Here is a 22,274-nt window from a genome sequence, read left to right on the forward strand (position 1 = left end):
TGTGCAGCCTAGCTTTTATCAGCCGCTCTCCTTACCCCACCCCACTACCCCATGAACCAGTTACTAAAACGCTCCTGTCTTGTACCCGCGTTGCTTGGCTTGCTGAGTACTACCTCATTAGCCCAAACGTACCTGCCCACGCCCGCCGACAAACGGATGAAGGTGCAGCCCAAAGTACCCGTGAAAGCTTACGCTTTCGACCTAGCTCAGGTAAAGCTACTCGATGGGCCGTTCAAGCAGGCAGAGCAAGCTGATGTGACGTACCTGCTGAAGATTGAGCCTGATCGGTTGCTGGCCGACTTTCGGGAGCATAGCGGACTGACGGCCAAGGGCAAGCGCTATGGCGGCTGGGAGTCGTCGGGGTTGGCGGGGCATACACTGGGGCATTACTTGTCGGCGTGCGCGCTGGGCTATGCTTCTACTGGTAAACCGGAGTTTAAGCAGCGCGTGGATTACATTGTAGCGCAGCTGGACGAGTGCCAGAAGGCGCGCAAAACGGGATACGTAGGTGCTATTCCGAACGAAGACAAGCTGTGGGCGGAGGTGGCCAGCGGCAACATTCGCTCCCGCGGCTTCGACCTAAACGGAGCTTGGTCGCCGTGGTACACGGTGCACAAGATCATGGCTGGTTTGCTCGACGCTTACCTATACTGCGACAACAAAACGGCCCTGACCGTCAACCAGGGCCTAGCCGATTGGACCGGCAATACCATCAAAGGCCTCGACGAAGCCAAGATGCAGGAAATGATGGTGTGCGAGTACGGTGGCATGGCAGAAACGCTAGCCAACACCTACGCCCTGAGCGGCGACAAGAAATACCTCGACCTCTCCTACCGCTTCTACGACAAGAAAATCCTCGATCCGCTGGCTGCCCGCACCGATATTCTGCCCGGCAAGCACTCCAACACCCAGATTCCGAAGGCCATTGCCAGCGCCCGCCGCTACGAGCTAACCGGCGACCAGAAAGACGCTGCTATTGCGGATTTCTTTTGGAAAACGGTAACCGATAACCACTCCTACGCCACCGGTGGCAACAGCAACTACGAATACCTAGGCGAGCCGCGCAAGCTCAACGACAAGCTCAGCGAGAACACCACTGAGACCTGCAACACCTATAACATGCTGAAACTCACTCAGCATTTGTTTGCCCAGCAGCCCTCGGCCAAGCTGATGGACTACTACGAGAAGGGCCTGTACAACCACATCCTAGCCTCGCAGAACCACGCTACTGGCATGACAACCTACTTCGTGCCTTTGCGCATGGGTGGCCGCAAGACCTACAGCGACGAGTTCAACACCTTCACGTGCTGCGTGGGCTCGGGCATGGAAAACCACGTGAAGTACGCCGAGAACATCTACCTCCAGGGCACCGATGGCAGCTTGTACGTCAACTTGTTCATCCCTTCGGAGCTAGCTTGGAAGGAGAAAGGACTGACGCTGCGCCAAGAAAGCCAGTTGCCAGCCAACGACCAGGTGACGTTTACGCTCACCGCCACCAAGCCCCGCGCCTTCAAGCTGCGCCTGCGCCAGCCCAAGTGGACTAAGAACCCGCAGGTGCGCGTGAACGGCAAAGCCGTAGCAGTAGCGCCCGATGCGGAAGGCTACCTGGTGCTCGACCGCAAGTGGAAAGACAATGACCGAGTAGAACTGACCCTACCTGCCGACTTCTACACCGAAGCCCTGCCCGACAATCCCGACCGACGCGCCCTGTTCTACGGCCCCACGCTGCTGGCCGGGGTACTCGGCAACACCGAACCCGAGCCCGTAACCGGCGTGCCCGTGCTCGTGACGGCCAACCCCAACCCCAACCAGTGGGTGAAAACTACCGATGCGACTAAGCTCCGTTTCCAAACTGCTGGCCTAGGTACCCCCCACGATGTACCGCTGATGCCCTTCAACCAAACCGGCGACGAGTACTACACCGTGTACTGGGACGTATTTACGCCCGAAAAGTGGGCCACCCAGCAGCGCGTGTACGAAGCCGCCCGCAAGCAGCAGCAGGAGCTAGAAGCCCGCACCGTGGACGTGTTGCGCGTGGGCGAAATGCAGCCCGAGCGCGACCACCTATTTACCATCACGGAGAAAGCCGAAACCGGCGAGGAGCACGGCCGCAAGTGGCGCATGGTAAACGAAGGCGGCAACATGGCCTTCACCCTGAAAGTATCCCCCAACACGCTTAATACGTTGATGCTCACCTACTGGGGCATGGACAACCGCGGCCGCGTGTTCGATGTGCTGGTTGATGGCGAAAAGATTGCCACCGAAGACCTCAACAAGTACAAGGAAAGCCGCTTCTACGACGTCTCGTATGCCATTCCGCCCGCGTTGACCAAAGGCAAGCAGCAAGTGAAAGTGACTTTCCAAGCCAAACAAAACAACAGCGCCGGCCCCGTGTACGGCATCCGTAACGTGCGGCAGTAAACGAGGACCTCACCCCCGGCCCCTCTCCTCGGGGAGAGGGGTGCCAGACGACCTAGGTAGTGGAATCGTTGAACGCACCCCCCTCCCCGAGGAGAGGGGCCGGGGGTGAGGTTCCACCAGCAATCTTAAATCAATTTATATCCTTGAAAAAGACTCTCCTCCTGTTGGCTTGCGTCGGAATACTGGGCAAGGCTGCCGCCCAAACGCCCGCTCCGCTCACCTTCACGCGGGCCGACACCTTGCGCGGCGCCCTCACGTCCCTACGCACCTGCTACGACCTGCACTACTATCACCTTGACGTGAAACTCGATCCGGCGCGCAAGTACATCAGCGGTTCCAACCTGTTCCGCTTCACGGCCACAGAGGACTTCAACTGGCTGCAGTTCGATCTGTTTGCCAACCTCGCTGTGGACAAGGTGCTGTACAAGGGAAAATCAGTGCCGTTCACGCGCGAGGCCAATGCCGTGTTCGTCACGTTTCCGCAGCCCATTCGCAAGGGCACGCAGGACGAGTTTACGGTGCAGTACTCTGGTAACCCCACCGAAGCCAAGCGCGCGCCCTGGGACGGTGGCCTTGTGTACAGCCAGGACAAGCAAGGCAAGCCGTGGGTGGTGTCGGCCTGCCAGGGCATAGGGGCGAGCATCTGGTGGCCCACCAAAGACCACCAAGCCGACGAGGTCGACAGCATGCTCATTAGCGTGACGGTGCCGAAGGGTTTGCAAGACGTATCCAACGGGCGACTGCGCAAAACCACCAAGCTGAAAGGCGGCGACACGCGCTTCGATTGGTTTGTGGCTAGCCCTATCAACAACTACTGCGTGGCCCTGAACGTGGGCGACTATCAGCATTTCGGCGACACCTACCAAGGCGAAAACGGCAAACTCACGCTCGATTACTGGGTGCTGCCGGAAAACGTAGAGAAGGCCAAAAAGCAGTTTACCGCCAACGTGGAGCCCATGCTCAAGTCAATGGAGCATTGGTTCGGTCCCTACCCTTTTTACCAAGATGGGTATAAGCTGATCGAGTCGCCGCACCTGGGTATGGAGCACCAGAGCGCCGTGGCTTACGGCAACAGCTTCGGCAACGGCTACCGGGGCCGGGACTTATCGGGCACGGGCTGGGGCTCGAAGTGGGACTTTATCATTATCCACGAAAGCGGACACGAGTGGTTTGGTAACAACATCACGAGTAAAGACCTCGCTGACATGTGGGTGCACGAGAGCTTCACCAACTACTCCGAAAGCTTGTTTGTGGAAAGCCAGTTTGGTAAACAAGCCGGCCAAGAATACGTGCACGGCACCCGTCTCGGCATCACCAACGATGGACCCATCATCGGCGAGTTCAACCTCAACAATAAAGGCTCCGGCGACATGTACCCCAAGGGTGGCAACCTGCTGAACATGACGCGCACCATCATCAACGACGACGAGAAATGGCGCCAGATTCTGCGTGGGCTCAACAAAACCTTCTACCACCAAACCGTCGACGGCACGCAGGTAATTGACTACATCAGCCAACAGAGCGGGCAGGATTTCACCAAAATCTACGCCCAGTACCTGCGCCACCCCAACATCCCTACCCTGGAAGTGCGCTTCGAGAATGGCGAGGCCCTGGGTAGGTGGGTGGCCGATGTGCCCGGTTTCTCCATGCCCGTGCGGGTGCGGCAGAAGGGCGGCGAATACCGCTTCGTCACGCCGACTACCGCCTTTAAGCCCCTGGGAATTGCCGGCCTCACCAAAGATAATCTGGAAGTCGACACCTTCAATTACTATATCGGGGTGCTGGTCGACTGAGGGCCTAGCCTCTACGCAAGGAGGAAGCCCGCACGCGTAGCTCAGGCTCCAGCACCACGTGGTGCTGGGTAGCGCTACCCTTCTTCTCCTGACGTAGTTGCAAGAACAGCTGTACGGCGGCTTCCCCCATCTGCTCGCACCGTTGGTCGACGGATGTTAGCATGGGCTTGGTGAGAGAAGTGAACATTTCATTGCTGAAGCCGGTCAACGCTACATCTTCTGGCACTTGCAGGCCATGCTCCTCTACCACTTGCAGCGCCCCAGCAACGGCAGCATCGCTGGAGGAAAAAACAGCATCGGGGCGCTCCGGTAGTCGCAATAACTGTTGCATGGCCTGCCTACCCGTATCTACCGTCATGGTGTTGCAATACACAATTAAGTTGTCCAGCGCAGGTAGTCCGTGTTTTTGGAGTGCATCGAGGTAGCCTTGGCGGCGGTTCTTATAGATACCTAGGTGCTGCGGACCAGCAAAGTGTCCAATTCGTCGACAACCCTGTTCAATCAGATGCTCAGTGGAAAGAAAGCCCCCCGCGTAATCATCAAGCAACACGGCATTAACCTCGGTTCCCAGCAGAATCCTATCGAAAAATACTAGCGGAATCCCGCGCTGCTGCACCTTCTCGAAATGCGCAAAATCGTGCGTGGTGCGCGACAAGGATACCAAAACACCTTCCACCTGGGCGCTCAGCAGCGTTTCAATGTTCTGCCGCTCGTGCCCTACCTCCTCGTTCGATTGACAGATGATAATATTAAAGCCTGCCTGGCTAGCTGCCAGCTCAATTCCCTTGATAACAGCGGCAAAAAACCGTCCATCGATAAAGGGTACAATAACTCCTAGCAGTTTGCTTTTGCCTTTGCGCAGTCCGGCCGCTAGGTGGTTTGGCTGATAGTTCATCTGCTGGGCCAGCTCTTGTACCCGTTGCTTGGTGGCTGCACTAATGCGTGGATCGTTATTCAACGCCCGCGAAACACCAGATGCTGATAAACCTAGCTGTTTAGCCAAGTCTGTTATAGAAGTTGGTTTTGTCTCTCTCTCTTTCCTCACAATCCAAGTAGCTATAGGTATACCTTTAGTAGAAGACCATACAAGAACATCTCCGTGAGTAAACCTAAGTAATATTCAGTTAGCCTAGCATTGACGAGCAGAGTCTGTTATTACCATGACGCCTTTTTGCCAGCTGGCAAAATACCTTCAACAACCCTTTTGTTATCAATCGATTGTCTTCCTCAGCGGTTACGCAAACCACCTATTGCAAACGATTTCTAATTTTTTTGCTCAAACGTTTGCGCAATGTATTATTAAACGATATGTTTGTACAAGACCTCACCAGTTGACCACCGCCTTTTCAGTCTAGCGGCTCCTGTTCCTGTCCTATCTGCTCCGCTCGCATCCCGCACACTGTCCCGTGTAGCAGGCACCCACGTTATTTCTCATTTTTTCGCTTTTGCATGCATGAGTAAGCTCGTCCTTACCACCCTAGCATTAGGCTTAACCACCGCCGCGCTGGCGCAGCACACCGATTATCCCATCCAGGCGGTGTCGTTCACAAAAGTTAAGCTGACAGACAACTTTTGGCTACCACGCCTTAAGACCAACACCGATGTGACTATCCCGGCGTCGTTTCAGCGCTGTGAAGCCACCAACCGGGTGAAGAACTTTGAAATGGCAGCGGCCAAGCAGGGCAAGTTCGCCACTACTTTCCCCTTCGACGACACCGACATTTACAAGACCATCGAAGGTGCTTCGTACTCTATGAGTTTGTACCCGGATGAAGAGCTAAATGCCTACGTGGATGCCCTGGTTGCGAAAGTAGCTGCTGCGCAAGAACCTGACGGCTACCTCTATACAGCTCGCACCATCGATCCGGCCCACCCCCACGCTTGGGCGGGCAAAGAACGCTGGGAAAAAGAGCGTGAGCTTAGTCACGAGCTCTATAACTCGGGCCACCTCTACGAAGCGGCTGTGGCTCATTACCAAGCTACTGGCAAGAAAAACCTGCTCAACATCGCCCTCAAGAACGCTGACTTGGTGTGCTCGGTTTTCGGTCCTGGTAAGCGCAGCGTAGCCCCCGGCCACGAGATTGTAGAAATGGGCCTCGTGAAGCTCTACCGCGTGACCGGCAAACCCGAGTACTTGAACACTGCTAAGTTTTTCCTGGAAGCCAGGGGGCAGTATAAAGGATACGACCCGAAGAGCAAAGACGTGTGGAAAAACGGCTCCTACTGGCAAGACCACGAGTCAGTGTACGACCAGCGCGAAGCCATCGGCCACGCGGTGCGCGCCGAATACCTCTACTCGGCTATGGCCGATGTAGCTGCTCTCACTGGCGATAAGCGGATGCTGGCCTCGGTCGACAGTATTTGGAACAACATGGTAGCCAAGAAGTTCTACGTAACCGGCGGTACGGGTGCCGTACCCGGCGGCGAGCGGTTCGGAGGCAACTACGAGTTACCGAACACGACGGCTTACAACGAAACCTGCGCCTCCGTGGCTGACATTTACTGGAACCAGCGCATGTTTCAGCTGCACGGCGATTCCAAATATGCCGACATCATGGAGAAGGTGCTCTACAATGGGCTTCTGTCGGGGGTAGGGCTGGATGGCAAATCCTTCTTCTACTCCAACGCTATGCAGATCAAGAACAGCGCAAGCTTCGCGCAGACGGAGCCGGAACGCGCTGGCTGGTTTGATTGCTCGTGCTGCCCTACCAACTTAGCCCGCCTGTTTCCCTCGCTACCCGGCTACGTGTACGCTCAAAAGGGCAACAACCTGTACGTGAACCTATTTGTGAGTGGCCAGACCGACTTGCTCATCAATAAGAAGAAAGTACAACTCACGCAGCAGAACAATTACCCATGGGATGGTGGGCTGAAATTTACCGTGAATCCCGCTGCTACCACCGATTTCAACCTGTTGGTACGCATTCCGGGGTGGGCCCGCAACGAGGCCATGCCGTCGGATCTGTACACGTTTGCAGCGCCTTCGCAGGAGAAGGTAGGCATCAAGATCAACGGCAAACCGGTGGCCTATTCTGTGCAGAACGGTTATGCTGTCTTAGCTAAAAAGTGGCGCAAAAACGATGTGGTAGAAGTAACCCTACCCATGGAAGTGCGCCAAGTAATGGCTAACCCGAAGGTGAAGGACGACCTGGATAAGGTGGCCTTGCAGCGCGGCCCAGTTATATACTGCGCTGAGTGGAAGGACAATGCGGGCAAAACCAGCAACCTTATTGTGCCTCCTGCAACCACCTTCGCTGCTTCTTACAAACCCGACGTGCTGAACGGCGTGATGGAGTTGACCGCTACGGTACCCGCTGTGAAAGTAGATGCGGCCAACAACTCCATTCGTACCGAGCAACAGACTCTCACAGCCATTCCCTATTACGCCTGGGCCAACCGCGGCAAAGGCGAGATGACCGTTTGGTTTCCCCAACGCGTCACCGATGTTGACATTATCAGTCAACCTGTTACTGAAGCAGTCATCAATAAATAATACAGATAGGCGCTAACGTAAAGCCTTAAGTATCTACCCATTCGCGCATACCGGTATCTTCTGAACGCACAATCGATTGTGCGTTTCACGGGGAGGCTATGGCCTTGTATTTCATTCTTCTCTCTACCTAATCTTTCGCGTATGAAAATTCCCTTACTTCACACTAACAGCCTGGTACTGGCCGCTTCTCTCTGCGGAGCATCGGCAGCAATGCCTGGGGAAAGCTTGGCTTCTGCTCGGCTAACGGCGCCTTTCCTCCAAGCGGATGGCCCCGTCAAAGGTCGGGTGGTCGACGACAAAGGCATGGGGTTGCCCGGCGTAAACGTGGTAGTAAAAGGCAGCACCACTGGCACACAAACAGATGCTGACGGTCAGTACAGTCTGGATGCTCCCGCTAATGCTGTATTGGTATTTAGCTTTGTAGGCTCCACTGCCCAGGAAATAGCAGTAGGAGGACGCTCAACCGTCAATGTGACCCTACAACCCGATACCAAGGCACTTGGCGAGGTAGTGGTAGTAGGCTACGGCACCCAGCGCCGCGCCGACCTGACCAGCTCGGTGGCCAGCGTGAAAGAGGAAAACTTTATCAAAGGCGCTACGAAGGATGCAGGCCAGCTGCTGCAAGGCAAGGTGGCTGGCCTCACGGTAAGCACGCCCAGCGGCGACCCTACCGCCAACAGCCAGATTCTGTTACGCGGTACGGCTACCCTAAACTCCAGCACGCAGCCCTTGGTGCTTATCGACGGGATTCCTGGCACGCTAAATACCGTTGCGCCAGAAGATATTGAGTCGATTGACGTGCTCAAGGATGGCTCGGCAGCGGCTATCTACGGCACGCGTGGCACAAACGGTGTTATCTTAATCACAACGCGGCGCCCAAAGGGCAACATTACGCCAACCATCGAATACAGCGGCTACGTGAGCACGCAGCGCATTGCACGCCGCCCCGAAATGCTGACGGCCAGCGAGTATCGACAGAAGTTAGCTGACGGGGTAGCCTTCACCGATCAAGGTGCCAGTACCGATTGGATCAAAGCAATCAGCCAAGACCCCTTGATTCATGTGCACAACCTCACGTTTAAAGGGGGCAATGGGCAAACTAACTACCTGATTAACGGCAACTACCGCTACTTCGAGGGCATCTTCCAGAAGTCTGATAACCGCACGTTTACAGGCCGCGCCGATGTCAACCACACGATGTTTGATGGCCGGGTGAAAATCAACCTGGGTATTCTAAACAGCAACAACCGCTTTACTACTACTGCCGATGGTGGCAGCTTCAATGGCTATACCTACCGACAGGCCGTTATCCGAAACCCAACGGCGCCTATTTACAATGAGAATGGTACGTATGCGCAACAGCTTTCCTTATTCAACTACGAGAATCCACTTTCTCGACTCTACAACTCAGACGGTGAGAACACCTCTCAGAACACACGTCTGAACGGTAGTATTGTATGGGAGCCCATCGATAATTTGCAATTGAAGGCCTTGGCTTCCAATACCCGCTACAATCAAGTACGTGGCTATTCAGAAGACAAACAACATCCTTCTACCTTGCGAGACGGCCTGAATGGTTATGCCTCCCGGGGCACTACTCAAGTCATTGATAAACTAGCCGAACTGACGGCTACCTACAACCGCAGCTTTGGAGAGCACCGCTTTTCGGCATTGGCTGGCTATAGCTACCAGCAGAATACAGCCGAAAACTATTACATGCAGAACTGGGATTTCCCGACCGATTTATTTACCTACAACAACATCGGTATCGGAAACGCCGTCCGCCTAGGCCGGGCCCCTATCTACAGCGACAAAGGGCGTTGGAACCTCGTGGGTTTCTTTGGCCGTGTAACCTATAACTACAAGGAAAAATACTTGCTGCTCGCCAGTGTGCGACGCGAGGCTTCATCGCGTTTCCTAGGAGCGAAACAACCCTGGGGCACCTTCCCGGCTGTTTCGGTGGGGTGGCGTCTCAACCAGGAGAACTTTCTGCAGGGTGCTTCATTCATTGATGACTTAAAGCTCCGCGCGGGTTATGGTGTAACGGGTACAGCTCCTGATGCCTCTTTCCTCGGGGTAGCTCGGCTTGGATACACAGGCTTCTTCCTTTCTAATGGCACGTGGGTGCAGACGTTGAGCCCCGTAAGCAATCCAAACCCCTCGCTACGCTGGGAGGAAAAGCATGAAACCAATGTGGGTCTCGATTACTCTTTCCTCAAAGGACGCATCAGCGGCACAGTAGATTATTACATCCGTCGCACCAACGGTCTACTCTACAACTATCAGGTACCCTCGCCCCCAAACTTGTTTACGACCACCACAGCCAACGTAGGCTCCATGGAAAACAAAGGCATTGAGGTGTTGCTCAACCTGATACCGGCGCAAACCAAAAACTTTGTTTGGAACTCTAGCTTCAACTTCTCTAATAATCAAAACAAGCTCGTTTCGCTTACCAACGACCTCTACACACTTACCAATAATTTCTTCACGACCGGTTACACCGGGGAACCCATTCAGACCTATACCCACCGGGTAGAAGTAGGGAAGCGTCTGGGTGACTTCTACGGTTACAAAGTTGTAGACGTAACCGACGACGGACAGTGGATTTACGAAACCAAAGACGGAGAGCGGCTGCCCTACAATCAGTTCACGCACAGTGAAGACGATAAGCAAGTACTAGGCAATGGCTTGCCAAAATATTACGCTGGCTGGAATAACAACTTCCAATACAAGCAGTTCGACTTAGGTATTACCATGCGCGGTGCCTTTGGCTACCAAATTCTGAATTTCCAGCGCATGTACTACGAGAATACGGGTGTAACGCAGTACAACCGCCTTCGCTCTGCTTATGACAGAGTGTTCGATAAGGCGGTGCTCAGCACGAGCATGCCGCTAGAATATAACAGCTACTACGTCGAAAACGGCAGCTTCTGGAAAGTTGATAACATCACCCTGGGCTACAACTTTAAGCCAAATCCGGTGAAGTATATCAAGAATATGCGTGTGTACGTGTCTACGCTTAACACCTTCACTATCACCGGCTATTCAGGTATAGACCCCGAGGTGAATCGCATTGGTCTTGCACCCGGCAACGATGACCGCGACAAATACCCAACGGTACGGACCTTCACGCTCGGCGCCAACCTTACCTTCTAACCCGCCCTCCCTTATCCATGAAAACCATCGCTAAGTCATTGCGCGTTAGCCTACTGGCAGCTACTACGCTCAGCCTTCTCAACGCCTGCACGAAGCTCGACGACGAGAGCTACAACCAGATTGTTACGAGTCAGTTTACACCCACGTCTCAGGATTTGCTGGCCCTAGTTGGCCCGGCTTATAGTACATGGCGGCCGCTTTATCTGGAATTTAATGGTGTTTACCGTATCAACGAAACATCGACGGATGCGACGGTTACGCCGGCTCGACCCAATGGTTGGGTAGACGATGGCTCTTATCGGCGGCTACACGAGCACAAATGGACGGCACTAGACGCCACTCCACGTGATGCCTGGACGCAGTCGTATGCAGGCATTACCAACTGCAACCGAGTGCTCTACCAAATTGAAGCCGGGCAAATTCCAGTTACTGCGGGTAAAGAACAGCTTATTGCAGAGCTACGCGTGCTACGCGCCTCATACTACTACATTCTCTGCGACTTGTTTGGCAACGTACCAGTTGTAGATAAATTCGACGTTCCGGCAGGTTTTCTACCCACACAAAGCACTCGGAAACAGGTATACGATTTCGTTGTGAAAGAAATCACGGAGTCCATACCTGCACTTACCGACGTTGCGGATGCCACCACGTATGGGCGTTTCAGTAATAAATGGGCTGCCCAAGCGCTTCTCGCTAAAGTCTACCTCAATGCGCAGGTATATACAGGACAAGCCGAATGGGTAAAATGTATTGCGGCCTGCGACGCGGTAATCAATTCCGGCAAATACTCGTTGGAAGCTATTCAGGCAAGTGTCTTTAGAACCCAGAATGAGGGTTCAAAGGAAATCATTTTTGCTATTCCTTTTGATGAAGTATATGCGCAGGGGTTCCGCATTCATATGCAGACTTTGCAACCCCAAAACCAACAAACCTACAACGCACAGGGTAGTATGTGGGGCGGTGGCATCTGCGCCATTCCGCAGTTCATCAGCACCTACGACCCAGACGATACTCGTTTGAAGCAAAACTGGATTCAGGGGCAGCAATACTCTTCTTCCGGGGCACCGCTCGTGGGCGTGTTTGGCGCCACTACGGGCAAACCGCTGGCATTCACCAACACGCTACCCGGCATCGATAATTCTTTAGAAACAGATGGCTTCCGGGTAGGCAAGTTTGAAATCAAGCAGGGAGTGCGCGTCGACCTCAGCAACGACTTCCCCCTGTTCCGCTACGCCGATATCCTGATGATGAAAGCCGAATCGCAGTTGCGCTTGGGCCAGTCAGGGCCTGCTGCAGCCTTGGTTACGCAGGTACGCCAGCGCAACTTCATCAACAACCCCTCGAAAGCCACTGTGACAGGCGCTGACCTACTCAAGGGTAGCACTTACCAATACGGCCCGGCGCGCAACAATGTGGTGAGCCCGGTAGAAGGTGGCGCCGATATTCAATACGGCCGTTTCCTAGACGAGCTAGGGTGGGAATTCACTGCCGAAGGTCACCGCCGCCAGGATATGATCCGCTTTGGGGTGTACACCAAGAAATCGTGGCTGTCGCACGTACCCAATGGCGACTACCGCACGCTGATGCCCATTCCGCAAAACGTGTTGAATACCAACGCAAACCTAAAGCAAAACCCCGGCTACTAACCTAGCCCTAGTCGGCCAAAGCGAGGAGCTAACTCACTGCTGAGTAGTTCCTCGCTTTCGGGGGCTTCGTGCAACTGTTTGAGCGTCGCCGCATTGAACTGACCGCATAGGCTTTTTTAATTTTTCTTCTGCTCTCCTTCATGCTTTTCAAGCACTCGTTTTGTGTTGCCGCTAGCCTACTGCTCGTGCTGTTGTACCTCACTGGTTGCCAGCACGAGCAGCGAGCCGCAGTACCTAAGAACGCGCTATTTCAGTTGGTGCCGGCGGAGGAAAGTCACGTCACATTCCGTAACGACCTTCAAGAGGACGAGCTGACGAATGTGCTGGTATACGAATACACATACAACGGCGGTGGTGTGGCCTTGGGCGATGTGAACAACGACGGCCTTGATGACATTTACTTTACTGCCAACAAGGGTAGCAACAAGCTCTACCTCAACAAAGGCAACCTTCACTTTGAGGACGCGACCGACGCTGCGGGTGTGGCGCTGCCGCTCGGCTGGAAAACCGGCGTGACCATGGTCGACCTGAATGCCGACGGCCTGCTCGACTTCTACGTGTGCCGCTCGGGCGACTTGCCGGGCAAGATTCGCCAAAATCAGCTGTTTCTGAATCTGGGGCCGGATGCGCAGGGCGTGCCGCATTTTCGGGAGCAAGCTGCTGCTTGTGGGCTGGCCGACTCGGCTTACAGCACCCAGGCGGTGTTCTTTGATTACGACAAAGACCAGGACCTCGACATGCTCCTGCTGAACCACAGTCCGCGCCGGTTTGAGAACCTGGATGAGTTCTACATCAAGCAGCTCATGCGAACTCCCGACGCGCTGACGGGCCTGAAGCTGTACCGCAACGAAGGCACCCGCGAAGGCCTACCCCAGTTTCGGGAGGTGGCCACGGCGGCAGGCCTGCTAAACACGCGGCTGACGTTTGCGCTCGGTGCCTCGGTGGCCGACCTCAACAACGACGGCTGGCCCGACATCTACCTTTCCAACGACTACCTAGCCCCCGACTACCTCTACCTCAACAACCACGACGGCACCTTCACCGACCAGCTCGGCAACCAGATGGGCCACACCTCGCTCTCGTCGATGGGCAACGACGCAGCCGACCTCAACAACGACGGCTACGCCGACGTGTGTACCCTCGATATGCTGCCCGAGGACAACCGACGGCAGAAGCTGCTCTTTGCCAGCGACAACTACGAGCTGTTCCGCATTCGCGACGAGGCGGGTCTGCATAAGCAGTACATGCGCAACATGCTGCACCTCAATAATGGCAACGGCACTTTCAGCGAGGTTGGGCAGCTAGCGGGCATCTCAAATACTGACTGGAGTTGGTCCCCGTTGCTGGCCGACTACGATAATGACGGTTGGAAAGACCTGTTCATCACCAACGGCTTTCTGCACGACTACACCAACCTCGACTTTCTCAAGTACATGGGCGACTTTCTGCACGACCGCCAGGGCGACGTGCAGCGCAAGAACCTGCTGGACTTGGTACGCAAAATGCCTTCTTCCAACGTGGTGGGCTACGCGTTCCGCAACAATGGCGATGCTACGTTCGCCAACGTCAGCGCCGACTGGGGTATCACGGAACCCGCCAACAGCAACGGCGCCGCCTACGCCGACCTCGACAACGACGGCGACCTGGACGTGGTGGTCAACAACCTCAACGGCGAGGCTTTTCTCTACCGCAACACGGCGGAAAAGCAACTGAAGAACCACGGCCTTTCTGTTCGATTGGAGGGCACGGGAGCCAACCGCCTGGGTATTGGGACAAAAGTGCTGCTGTACGGTCCTGGAGGCACGCAGATCCAGGAACAACTAGTTGGGCGCGGCTACGAGTCGAGCGTGTCGCCGGTGCTGCATTTTGGTCTAGGCAAGCAACACCAAGCCGATTCGGTGCGCGTAATGTGGCCGAGCGGTATGCAGCAGGTAGTGCGCGCCGTTGCAGCCGGCAAGCTACTGGTGCTGCGCGAAGCGGAAGCGCAAAAGCCCCTAGCGCCAGCTCCGGCCATGCCTAGCTTGCCAGTGTTTGCGGCGGTGACTTCACCGATTGCAGCAGTAGCGGAGGAAAATAACGTGAATGATTTCAAGCGCCAACCGCTACTGATTAATAGCTTATCGTATAGCGGCCCATGCCTGGTGCAGGCCGATGTAAACGGCGACGGTCGGCAGGACATGTTTATGGGTGGTGCCTCGGGTCATGCCAGCCGCATCTTTGTACAGCAAGCTTCAGGAAAGTTTGCGGAGCTACCGCAGCCAGCCTTGGAAGCCGACTACTTGCACGAAGACACCGACGCGGCTTTCTTGGACGCAGACCGCGACGGCGACCTGGACCTCTATGTAGCCAGTGGTGGCTACGACAACTTCCTACCCGGCGACGCCCTGCTGCAAGATCGGCTCTACCTCAACGATGGGCGCGGCAACTTCAGCAAAAGCTCCGCGGGCAGCCTGCCCACCATGCCCACTAGCACCGCCTGCGTGCGGGTAGCTGACGTGAACGGCGACGGTGCTCCGGACCTCTTTGTGGGGGGACGTGTGACGCCCGGCCGCTACCCCGAGCCGCCGACCAGCTACCTGTTGCTCAACGACGGCCACGGCCACTTCCGCGACCAGACGCCTACCCTAGCGCCGGTGCTTCAGCACCTGGGCATGGTAACCGATGCCGCCTGGGTAGACCTGAACCAAGACCAACGGCCCGACTTAGTGACGGTGGGCGAATGGCTGCCAGTGCAAGTATGGGTGAATCAAAACGGCCGGCTCACCGACCAGACTGCTACCTACTTACCTGGCAAGCTCTCGGGTTGGTGGAACAAGCTGCTGGTGACTGACCTCAATCAAGATCACAAGCCCGATCTGGTAATCGGCAATATGGGTTTGAACACTCAGTGCCGGGCTACCGAGAGCCAGCCGGCAGAACTTTACTACAAAGACTTCGACGACAACGGCGCTGTTGATCCTATCCTGTGCATGTACTTGCAGGGGAAAAGCTACCCCTTCGTGTCGCGCGACGAGTTGCTGGACCAGCTCAGCATGACACGCAGCCGTTTCCCGAACTACAAGAGCTACGCCGACGCCCAGCTTACCGATATTTTTAAGGCGGAAGAGTTGAAAGACGCCCCTGTATTACGCGCCAATCACTTGCAAACCACCTGTCTGCTGAGTACTCCACAAGCCAGGTATCGGCTAGCTCCTCTCCCACTCAAAGCGCAGTACACCCCCATCTTTGCCCTCACTACCCTCGACTACAACCACGACGGCTACCCCGACTTGCTACTAGGTGGCAACAGCACTCACAGCCGCATCCGCTTCGGCAACAACGATGCAGGCTACGGCCTGCTACTACGCGGGGATGGGAAAGGCGGCTTCACCACGGTGCCGCAGCAACAATCTGGGCTACGGGTGCAGGGTGACGTGCGCAGCTTTGCCCAGCTTGGCCGGGTGCTGGTGGTGGGGCGCAATAATCAGCCCTTGCAGGCCTACACGCTCAATAGTCGATAAGCAGAAGCAGTATGCTGCTCCTGCCTCAGAATAGTTTGCAAACTACATCCTTACTAAGCACTATGTTGCATCGTGTACGTCCCTTTTTACTGGCCATCTTCGCGTGGCTGGGATTATCTGTAGAGCAGGCAACAGCGCAAACCGAGCTGCGGCCTCTTACCTCGCTCGATGGCGTATATAGCCCGCCCCGAGGCAAGGGCGAAATGAAGTTCAGCTTCGCGTGGCCCGAGCCCTCAGCGGAGTTTGCGGGCTTTCAGTTTAGCTTCCGCGTGCAGACGTTTGAGAATGCCTACGCCATCGACCCGGCTCGCACGCGACTGGAGCGCTCGGGCGACCGGCTACGCTACCTGTGTCAGGGCTTTACGTGGGCAGGCGGGCAGGAAAAAGCAGCGGGTGAGCTTACGGCGGAATTTCAGCGTAACCCCGATGGTAGTGTGGAGTGGCGCGTGTCCGCCCAGATGGATCAGCCGGTGAAATCCATCAGCACGGTGGTGCGGGGCATTCCGCGGGGCGAGCTGTCGCTGGCGGGTAACAACTTCTTCGACCCGCATGACGACGAAAACACATTTGAATACCCGCAGCTGTTTGGGCAGCTCTCTACCCCGCTGATAGTCATTAAAAAGCCGCAGGGCGGTTTCTTTGAGCTGTCGGCCCGACAAACGGAAGTGCGTCCGGCGCGCTTTTTTCTCCAACCTGGCCCCGATAGTTACCGGGCTGAGTTGATTTATGAGCAAGCCGGCTGGGACCAGCGCGAGCGCATCCAAAGCTGCCAGTGGCACATAGGGGCCGCTCCCACGTATGAGGCCATTGCCAAGCCCTATTTCGACCGCCTCGCGCAAACCTACCGCATTCCGGCTTACGCTACCCGGCCCGATGTGCCCGCCTGGCTGCGCGACACGAAGCTGGTGGTGGCGCTGCACGGCGCCCACTGGACTGGTTTTATCTTCAATGATTACGCCAAGCAACTCACCATCCTGCGGTGGATTGCCACCCAGATCGACCCGAAGCACGTACTCGTGTTTTTACCTGGTTGGGATGGGCGCTACTACTGGAATTACCCTCTTTACCAGACCGACCCGCGCATGGGGGCGACAAGGGCTTTCGGCAGCTTATCGACGAGGGCCACAAGCTTGGGTTTCACTTCTCGGCCATGTTTGGCACCAACTCGGCCAACCGCAAGCAGCCGGGATTCAAGAAGTTTGCTGATGCCGCCACCCAGCACGTCGACGGCGACAACTGGGACCTGAACTGGGTGGACTGGGACAACGACCGGCACGGCGACGGCTGGATGCCAGTGATGAACATTGGTGTGGCTTCGTGGCGCAATCATCTGCGCGACCGGATCGATAAGGTTATCAAGGACTACCATGTCGATTCGTATTTCATGGACATTGCCGGGCTCTGGGAAAACAACCCCCAAGCCGACATGTACGAAGGCACCCGCCGGCTCGTGACCGACCTGGCGCAGCGCCACCCCGGCGTGCTACCCATTGCCGAAATGCACTACGACGCCCTGATGGGTGTATTCCCGCTGACGCAGGTGCCACGCTACCCGCTCTACCCATCTGGTTTCTATACCTATGTGGATAGCTACAACCATCTGAGCCACCCCGCTCCGGGCACGGGCAGCACGGGTGTGCACGAGTACGGCTTCAGTAAGCCCCGGGCGGTGTCGGCCACCCAGCGCCCCATCCCTACCATCACCTTCGCCGACGACACGTTCGATAAATACCGCGAACAAGTCGCCCAGGACATTCAGGCGGCCAAAGCCCGCAAGGTCGAGTAACCCGGGGTTTCGTTTTCCCTGACTCATGTGTTCCGCGCTAACTACTTCCACATGAAGCGCCTATTCTTGCTTTTATTTCTGCTGGCTACCGGTGTGGGTGGCCCCTCTTGCCGGCGCATGGCACCCGCCGACTATGAGCCCACAGCCGACCGAATTGGTTGGGTGGTAGGCGAGATGAACGAGCTCATGATGCACGATGTGACCAACCCACCGTTGGCCGCTCGTTTTTTTGCCTACGCAATGCTGGCGGGCAATGAAGTGCTGGCGCGAAGTGACTCAACCTGCCCTGGAGTAGCGGACCGGCTGCACACGCCGCTGGCTATACCCAGGGCAACTCCCAAAGGATATTCACCTCGATTAGCCACGCTCCTGGCTATGCTGCAAACAGCCGGGAAGCTCCAGCCATCTGGGGCGGAGCTGCAAGCCCGCGAACAGAAGCTTCTGGATGAGTGCCGCCAGCGTGGTATGCCAACGGAAGTGCTTGCCGCCTCGCAGCAAGTGGCCGGCCAAGTTGCTCAGGCAGTGCTGGCCTATGCCAAGCAAGATGGCTACTACCGCATCAGTGACCGGCCGCGCTATACCCCTACCGAAGGGGCAGGCTATTGGTACCCTACCCCGCCCGGCTATTTCGCAGCAGTGGAGCCATACTTCAGCACCATTCGGCCGTTCTTTCTGGATTCGGCGGGGCAGTTTGCGCCAGCGCCTCCGCAGGCGTTTGCCACTGCCAAGGGTTCGGACTTCTACCAGCTTATGGATAGTGTACGGCAGGTAGGCAACACGCTCACCACGGAGCAACGGCAAATAGCCAGTTTCTGGGACTGCAACCCGTTTGCCATGCAAGACCAGGGCCACTTGCAGGTAGGGCTCAAGAAAATGTCGCCGGGGGCGCACTGGATGAAGATTGCCGGTATTGCCTGTGGGCAGAGCCGGGCTTCCTTTGGGCGTACCGTGCACATACACACGGCGCTGGCCCTTACCCTCACCGATGCGTTTATTTGCTGCTGGAAAGAGAAGTACCGCAGCAACCGCATCCGCCCCGAAACGGCTATCCGTCGCTACCTCGACCCGGAGTGGAAACCCCTACTCCAGACTCCACCTTTTCCGGAGTATCTGAGTGGCCACTCCGTTATTTCCACGGCGGCGGCAGGGGTATTAGACCACTACTTCGGCCCTTCCTTCGCCTACACCGATGATACCGAGAAAGAGTTCGGGTTGAAGCCCAGGCATTTCGGCTCCTTTCAGCAAGCGGCCACCGAAGCCGCCGTATCGCGTCTCTACGGCGGCATTCATTTTCCGGATGCTATCCGACAGGGGCAGGTTCAGGGGCGAAAGGTGGGTCAACTAACAATATTGCGTCTGGCTCGTCCCGCATCAGCAGGAGAAGTAGCTCAAAGTATCCACCCTTTCTATCAGTAGAGTACGTTCCGTTGCAGGTCTTAAACATGTAGTATCACTCGGTGCATTTGACAGCCTTAGCATTCGCTAAACAAGGGAGGCGTAGGCTACGTTGTGGTTGCAAACACCGCTTTTAAAGCAGTAACTTAATCGAGAGTGGGAACTCGCTTGCGTTACTGAGTGATACTACACGTTTTGAGAGCGTCTAAGAAGTGAGACGGTAAAGAGCATTGACTTTGTCTCATTCGTCCAATGAAACGGAGGTATGAGTGAGGTGGCCGGCTTAGATGACACAAAGTTGGGTCATAGGGAGAAAAGCTTGTTGCTCAAGCAATGCAGGCACTCGCAGCTCAATGCTGAATGCCGCCGCTGGTGATTGTAGTAGGCAAAATAGGCGGCCAGCTCGGCTTGCGCCTCCCCAACCGAAGAAAAAAGCCAAGCAACCCAGCAACACTTCGGTTTTCACCCGGGACCAGAGACTCTTGGCTTGGCGCATTGTCGCAACACTCGCCCCAGCAGCTCATGCCACGCATCAACTGCCGGTCCGTGAGTAGCCGCCGGTAAACGTGGCCGCAGTACTGTCCACCCCGGTTCGAATGGACAATCAGCCCTGCAGCCGGCTGTCGGCTCAGCAGCGCCTAACGTAAGACCGTGACTACCTATCCCTCGGGCATGCTGCTCCGTCCTTGCCATCCCACGACATATTGGATGTGTAAATTCTGAAACGCAGCCATATACGCCGGGCTGCCATTTTGTATCGGTACATAGGTAATACCGCCTACCCATACTTGGTCTGCCCTTGTGGGTACTGAACGGTTCAGCATGTGATTCGCCGCCACCTGCGGTCCATACTCGCTCTGGATCTAATTTGGAGGACGCCCTATGGCAAGCCTACCACTCCAACCAGGTTATTTCACGGCACTAGACTATATTACCACCTACAACGCACGAAAAAGCCCCAGCCGGGTGGGCTGAGGCTTACGCTCTACATGAGCTAGGAGTAGTCTACAGTGCTATTGCTATCTCTGAGTACACATACTTACTGCCATCTGCGTCAGTGAATTGCTGTCCAGGTTTACTAAAGGCTGCTTGATCTAAACGAAGGCTACCAAGAGGGGCTTCTACACCTTGCTGATACACCTTCGCTTCTAAATGCTCCGCACCACTAGGCCGAGAGAAAGTAGGGGCGTCCACTTTGGAGTAGAAAAGCGATACATATACTTTATCCAATAACTGTTAGGCAAGGGGCGAGCCAAGTGTGCAACTTCCAACGTCTTCGAGATCGGACAGAATTGTTCAGGTGTGCTCGAGGCTGACTTAGCGACAAAGGCATCAGGGATGAGGGACATGGTAAGATAGTTATGATGATTAAAAGGCACTCAATAAGCCTATTTACAGGCAACAGTTCTCAGTCAGGCACCGGACAGTAGTAGCATAAGCTTACCAGGCTTTCCGTGCATAGAGAACTCGCAACACTTATCAAGGCGATACTCAATTTTCCTGCGACTTGTGAACCTCTACACCAAATTGATATTAGAGCCCTCATGTTGAATAATATCGACCAGAGCACTCACTGATTTACGGGTCAACTGTGCTAGGTATTCCAACTCCTGTAACCTCCAGTTCCCTGGCCGGAGTACTCGCCGTCGTAAGGCATTTGCAGAAAGGCCTAAGCGTGCTGCTACATCGATACCAGAAGCGGTGAGCTGGTGGATATCTTGCATTAGCGTAGGTAGGTGCGCTTCTAATGGTTGATCAGTATCAGTTAAATGTTGCGTGTACATAGGTCCCACAGACCAAGGTTCCACTACAGTTACATCTGTTGGTAGATGTGCAAATTGTGTAGAAGATAGCCCACATACCTCATTGCAGTCTATACCTGTAGAAATTGGATATCCACCCACATAGGCTTCCTGGTTCCAGGAAAGGCGTGGGTAATAGTCATGAGGTAGCCGCGACCCAATTTTTTGAGGACCAGTCAACTGACTATACCAACCTCGCGCTGCCTCCGCCACTGGAAATACCCATCGATGCGAACAGTCATTAGGAGCTGTTTCGACAGTCACCGTATAGAGGCTTTGGCGCTGGTGCAGCACCAATAGTCCACCAACACTCTCTACTATTTTCTCTACTTCGGCTAGGTCCGTAAAGTAAAAGCCCGATTGTCCACCAGGTACGCCCTGCGGCTGGTGTAGCCTACTAGTAGCTTGGTTCACTAAGGCATTAAGTGGATGATCACAAGGCAATGCGCTAGCCAACTGGTAATAGGTATAACCAAAACGCCAATGCGTATAGGGTGTGAATATTATTGCGTGTGGCACAGGCTCTGGTTCTGGTACCGGAAAAGCCGTATAGCCGTGCGCATTGGCACCCCAATGCAATAATAATGGGCCATAGGTTGGATGCTCGAACAGTTGCCCGCCTTGCTTGCGAGCGAGTTGTACTACATGGTCGTAATCTAAACCTGCTGCTGCCACGGCTTTCGGATGCACAATAGGATGTATGCTCAGCTTAGCAAGGTTATACGATTCGAAAAGGGTTATAATCCTGAAGGCTTCTCCCAGCGTGTACGGTTTGGCTCATCAATACCTTGGTAATAACGCTGGACAATAAAGCCTCCCTCATTTAAAGTGTTGGGTATGTAAGCAGGACCAGTTGGGGTATCGATCTGCGCTAATACCGGGGCTTGAAGCAGAGTGGGCAGTGAGGCATCTCTCATAAAATAGGTGAAGTAGGACCAGAAGGAGGTCTAAAACTACCATCTTTCTACTCTTATAGTCACATGTGATTACACATAAAGTTATCCACTGCCCGAGCTTGCCAAGGTGAAAGTACCGGGGGTTCGGATAGCGTTTGGAGCTCATTTGCGCACGTTGCGCGAGGCGCGGGGTTGGAGCCAGCAAGAACTGGCTGACCGAGCCGATGTGTCTAAGCCGACGGTATACCGAATTGAAACGGCTCGGTATTCGGCTACACTGGATGTGTTGGCTGCTCTTGCTCATGCTATGGAGCTACCGTTGCGCGATTTGGTAGATTTTTCGGCGTAGTGTGCTATATCGATAAATATGACTTGCTTTCGATTTT

The 22,274-nt window shown here is 55.2% G+C and carries 12 protein-coding genes and 1 pseudogene; 10 read left to right on the forward strand and 3 right to left on the reverse strand.

What is annotated here, in order from left to right:
• Positions 1-51 precede the first annotated feature (51 nt).
• Together MUN82_RS09905 and MUN82_RS09910 are read left to right on the forward strand one after the other, a co-directional pair.
• Positions 52-2,421 (forward strand): glycoside hydrolase family 127 protein, encoded by a 2,370-nt coding sequence (locus tag MUN82_RS09905; protein WP_245097102.1) that lies wholly within the window; start codon positions 52-54, stop codon positions 2,419-2,421.
• Between the two features lie 143 nt (positions 2,422-2,564).
• Positions 2,565-4,214 carry a M1 family metallopeptidase gene (locus MUN82_RS09910; RefSeq protein ID WP_245097103.1) on the forward strand — a complete coding sequence of 550 codons (1,650 nt, stop codon included), beginning with the start codon at positions 2,565-2,567 and terminating at the stop codon, positions 4,212-4,214.
• Between the two features lie 4 nt (positions 4,215-4,218).
• Here MUN82_RS09910 and MUN82_RS09915 read toward each other — a convergent pair whose 3' ends face one another.
• Positions 4,219-5,259: a LacI family DNA-binding transcriptional regulator gene (locus MUN82_RS09915; RefSeq protein WP_262922852.1), complete on the reverse strand. Its 1,041-nt coding sequence runs from the start codon at positions 5,257-5,259 to the stop codon at positions 4,219-4,221.
• Positions 5,260-5,667: 408 nt separating this feature from the next.
• Here MUN82_RS09915 and MUN82_RS09920 point away from each other — a divergent pair, with 408 nt between their 5' ends.
• From MUN82_RS09920 to MUN82_RS09950, 7 genes are all read left to right on the forward strand, one after another.
• Positions 5,668-7,707: a glycoside hydrolase family 127 protein gene (locus MUN82_RS09920; protein WP_245097107.1), complete on the forward strand. Its 2,040-nt coding sequence runs from the start codon at positions 5,668-5,670 to the stop codon at positions 7,705-7,707.
• Between the two features lie 141 nt (positions 7,708-7,848).
• Positions 7,849-10,863, forward strand: coding sequence for a SusC/RagA family TonB-linked outer membrane protein (locus MUN82_RS09925; protein WP_245097109.1), 3,015 nt, complete (start codon positions 7,849-7,851; stop codon positions 10,861-10,863).
• A gap of 17 nt (positions 10,864-10,880) precedes the next feature.
• Positions 10,881-12,509, forward strand: a complete 1,629-nt coding sequence (locus tag MUN82_RS09930; protein WP_245097111.1) for a RagB/SusD family nutrient uptake outer membrane protein — start codon at positions 10,881-10,883, stop codon at positions 12,507-12,509.
• A 140-nt stretch (positions 12,510-12,649) separates the two neighbouring features.
• Positions 12,650-16,009: a VCBS repeat-containing protein gene (locus MUN82_RS09935; RefSeq protein WP_245097112.1), complete on the forward strand. Its 3,360-nt coding sequence runs from the start codon at positions 12,650-12,652 to the stop codon at positions 16,007-16,009.
• A gap of 62 nt (positions 16,010-16,071) precedes the next feature.
• The gene (locus MUN82_RS09940; protein WP_245097114.1) at positions 16,072-17,256 is read left to right on the forward strand and encodes a hypothetical protein; all 1,185 of its coding nucleotides are present in this window, start codon (positions 16,072-16,074) and stop codon (positions 17,254-17,256) included.
• Entirely contained in the window at positions 17,160-17,795 is a 636-nt protein-coding gene (locus tag MUN82_RS09945; RefSeq protein WP_245097116.1) for an SGNH/GDSL hydrolase family protein, read from the forward strand. The genes MUN82_RS09940 and MUN82_RS09945 overlap by 97 nt, the downstream gene beginning before the upstream one ends.
• A gap of 51 nt (positions 17,796-17,846) precedes the next feature.
• Entirely contained in the window at positions 17,847-19,211 is a 1,365-nt protein-coding gene (locus tag MUN82_RS09950; protein ID WP_245097118.1) for a vanadium-dependent haloperoxidase, read from the forward strand.
• A 282-nt stretch (positions 19,212-19,493) separates the two neighbouring features.
• Here the strand turns inward: MUN82_RS09950 and MUN82_RS22440 are convergent.
• Positions 19,494-19,613: pseudogene (locus MUN82_RS22440) on the reverse strand (integrase core domain-containing protein); the annotation flags it as partial.
• A gap of 1,094 nt (positions 19,614-20,707) precedes the next feature.
• Entirely contained in the window at positions 20,708-21,682 is a 975-nt protein-coding gene (locus MUN82_RS09955) for a hypothetical protein (RefSeq protein WP_245097119.1), read from the reverse strand.
• Positions 21,683-22,015: 333 nt separating this feature from the next.
• Between MUN82_RS09955 and MUN82_RS09960 the strand changes: the two genes are divergently transcribed.
• Positions 22,016-22,237: a helix-turn-helix domain-containing protein gene (locus MUN82_RS09960; RefSeq protein ID WP_262922853.1), complete on the forward strand. Its 222-nt coding sequence runs from the start codon at positions 22,016-22,018 to the stop codon at positions 22,235-22,237.
• The last annotated feature ends 37 nt before the right edge of the window (positions 22,238-22,274 follow it).

This window comes from Hymenobacter aerilatus (genome assembly GCF_022921095.1).
GTDB classification, from domain to species: domain Bacteria; phylum Bacteroidota; class Bacteroidia; order Cytophagales; family Hymenobacteraceae; genus Hymenobacter; species Hymenobacter aerilatus.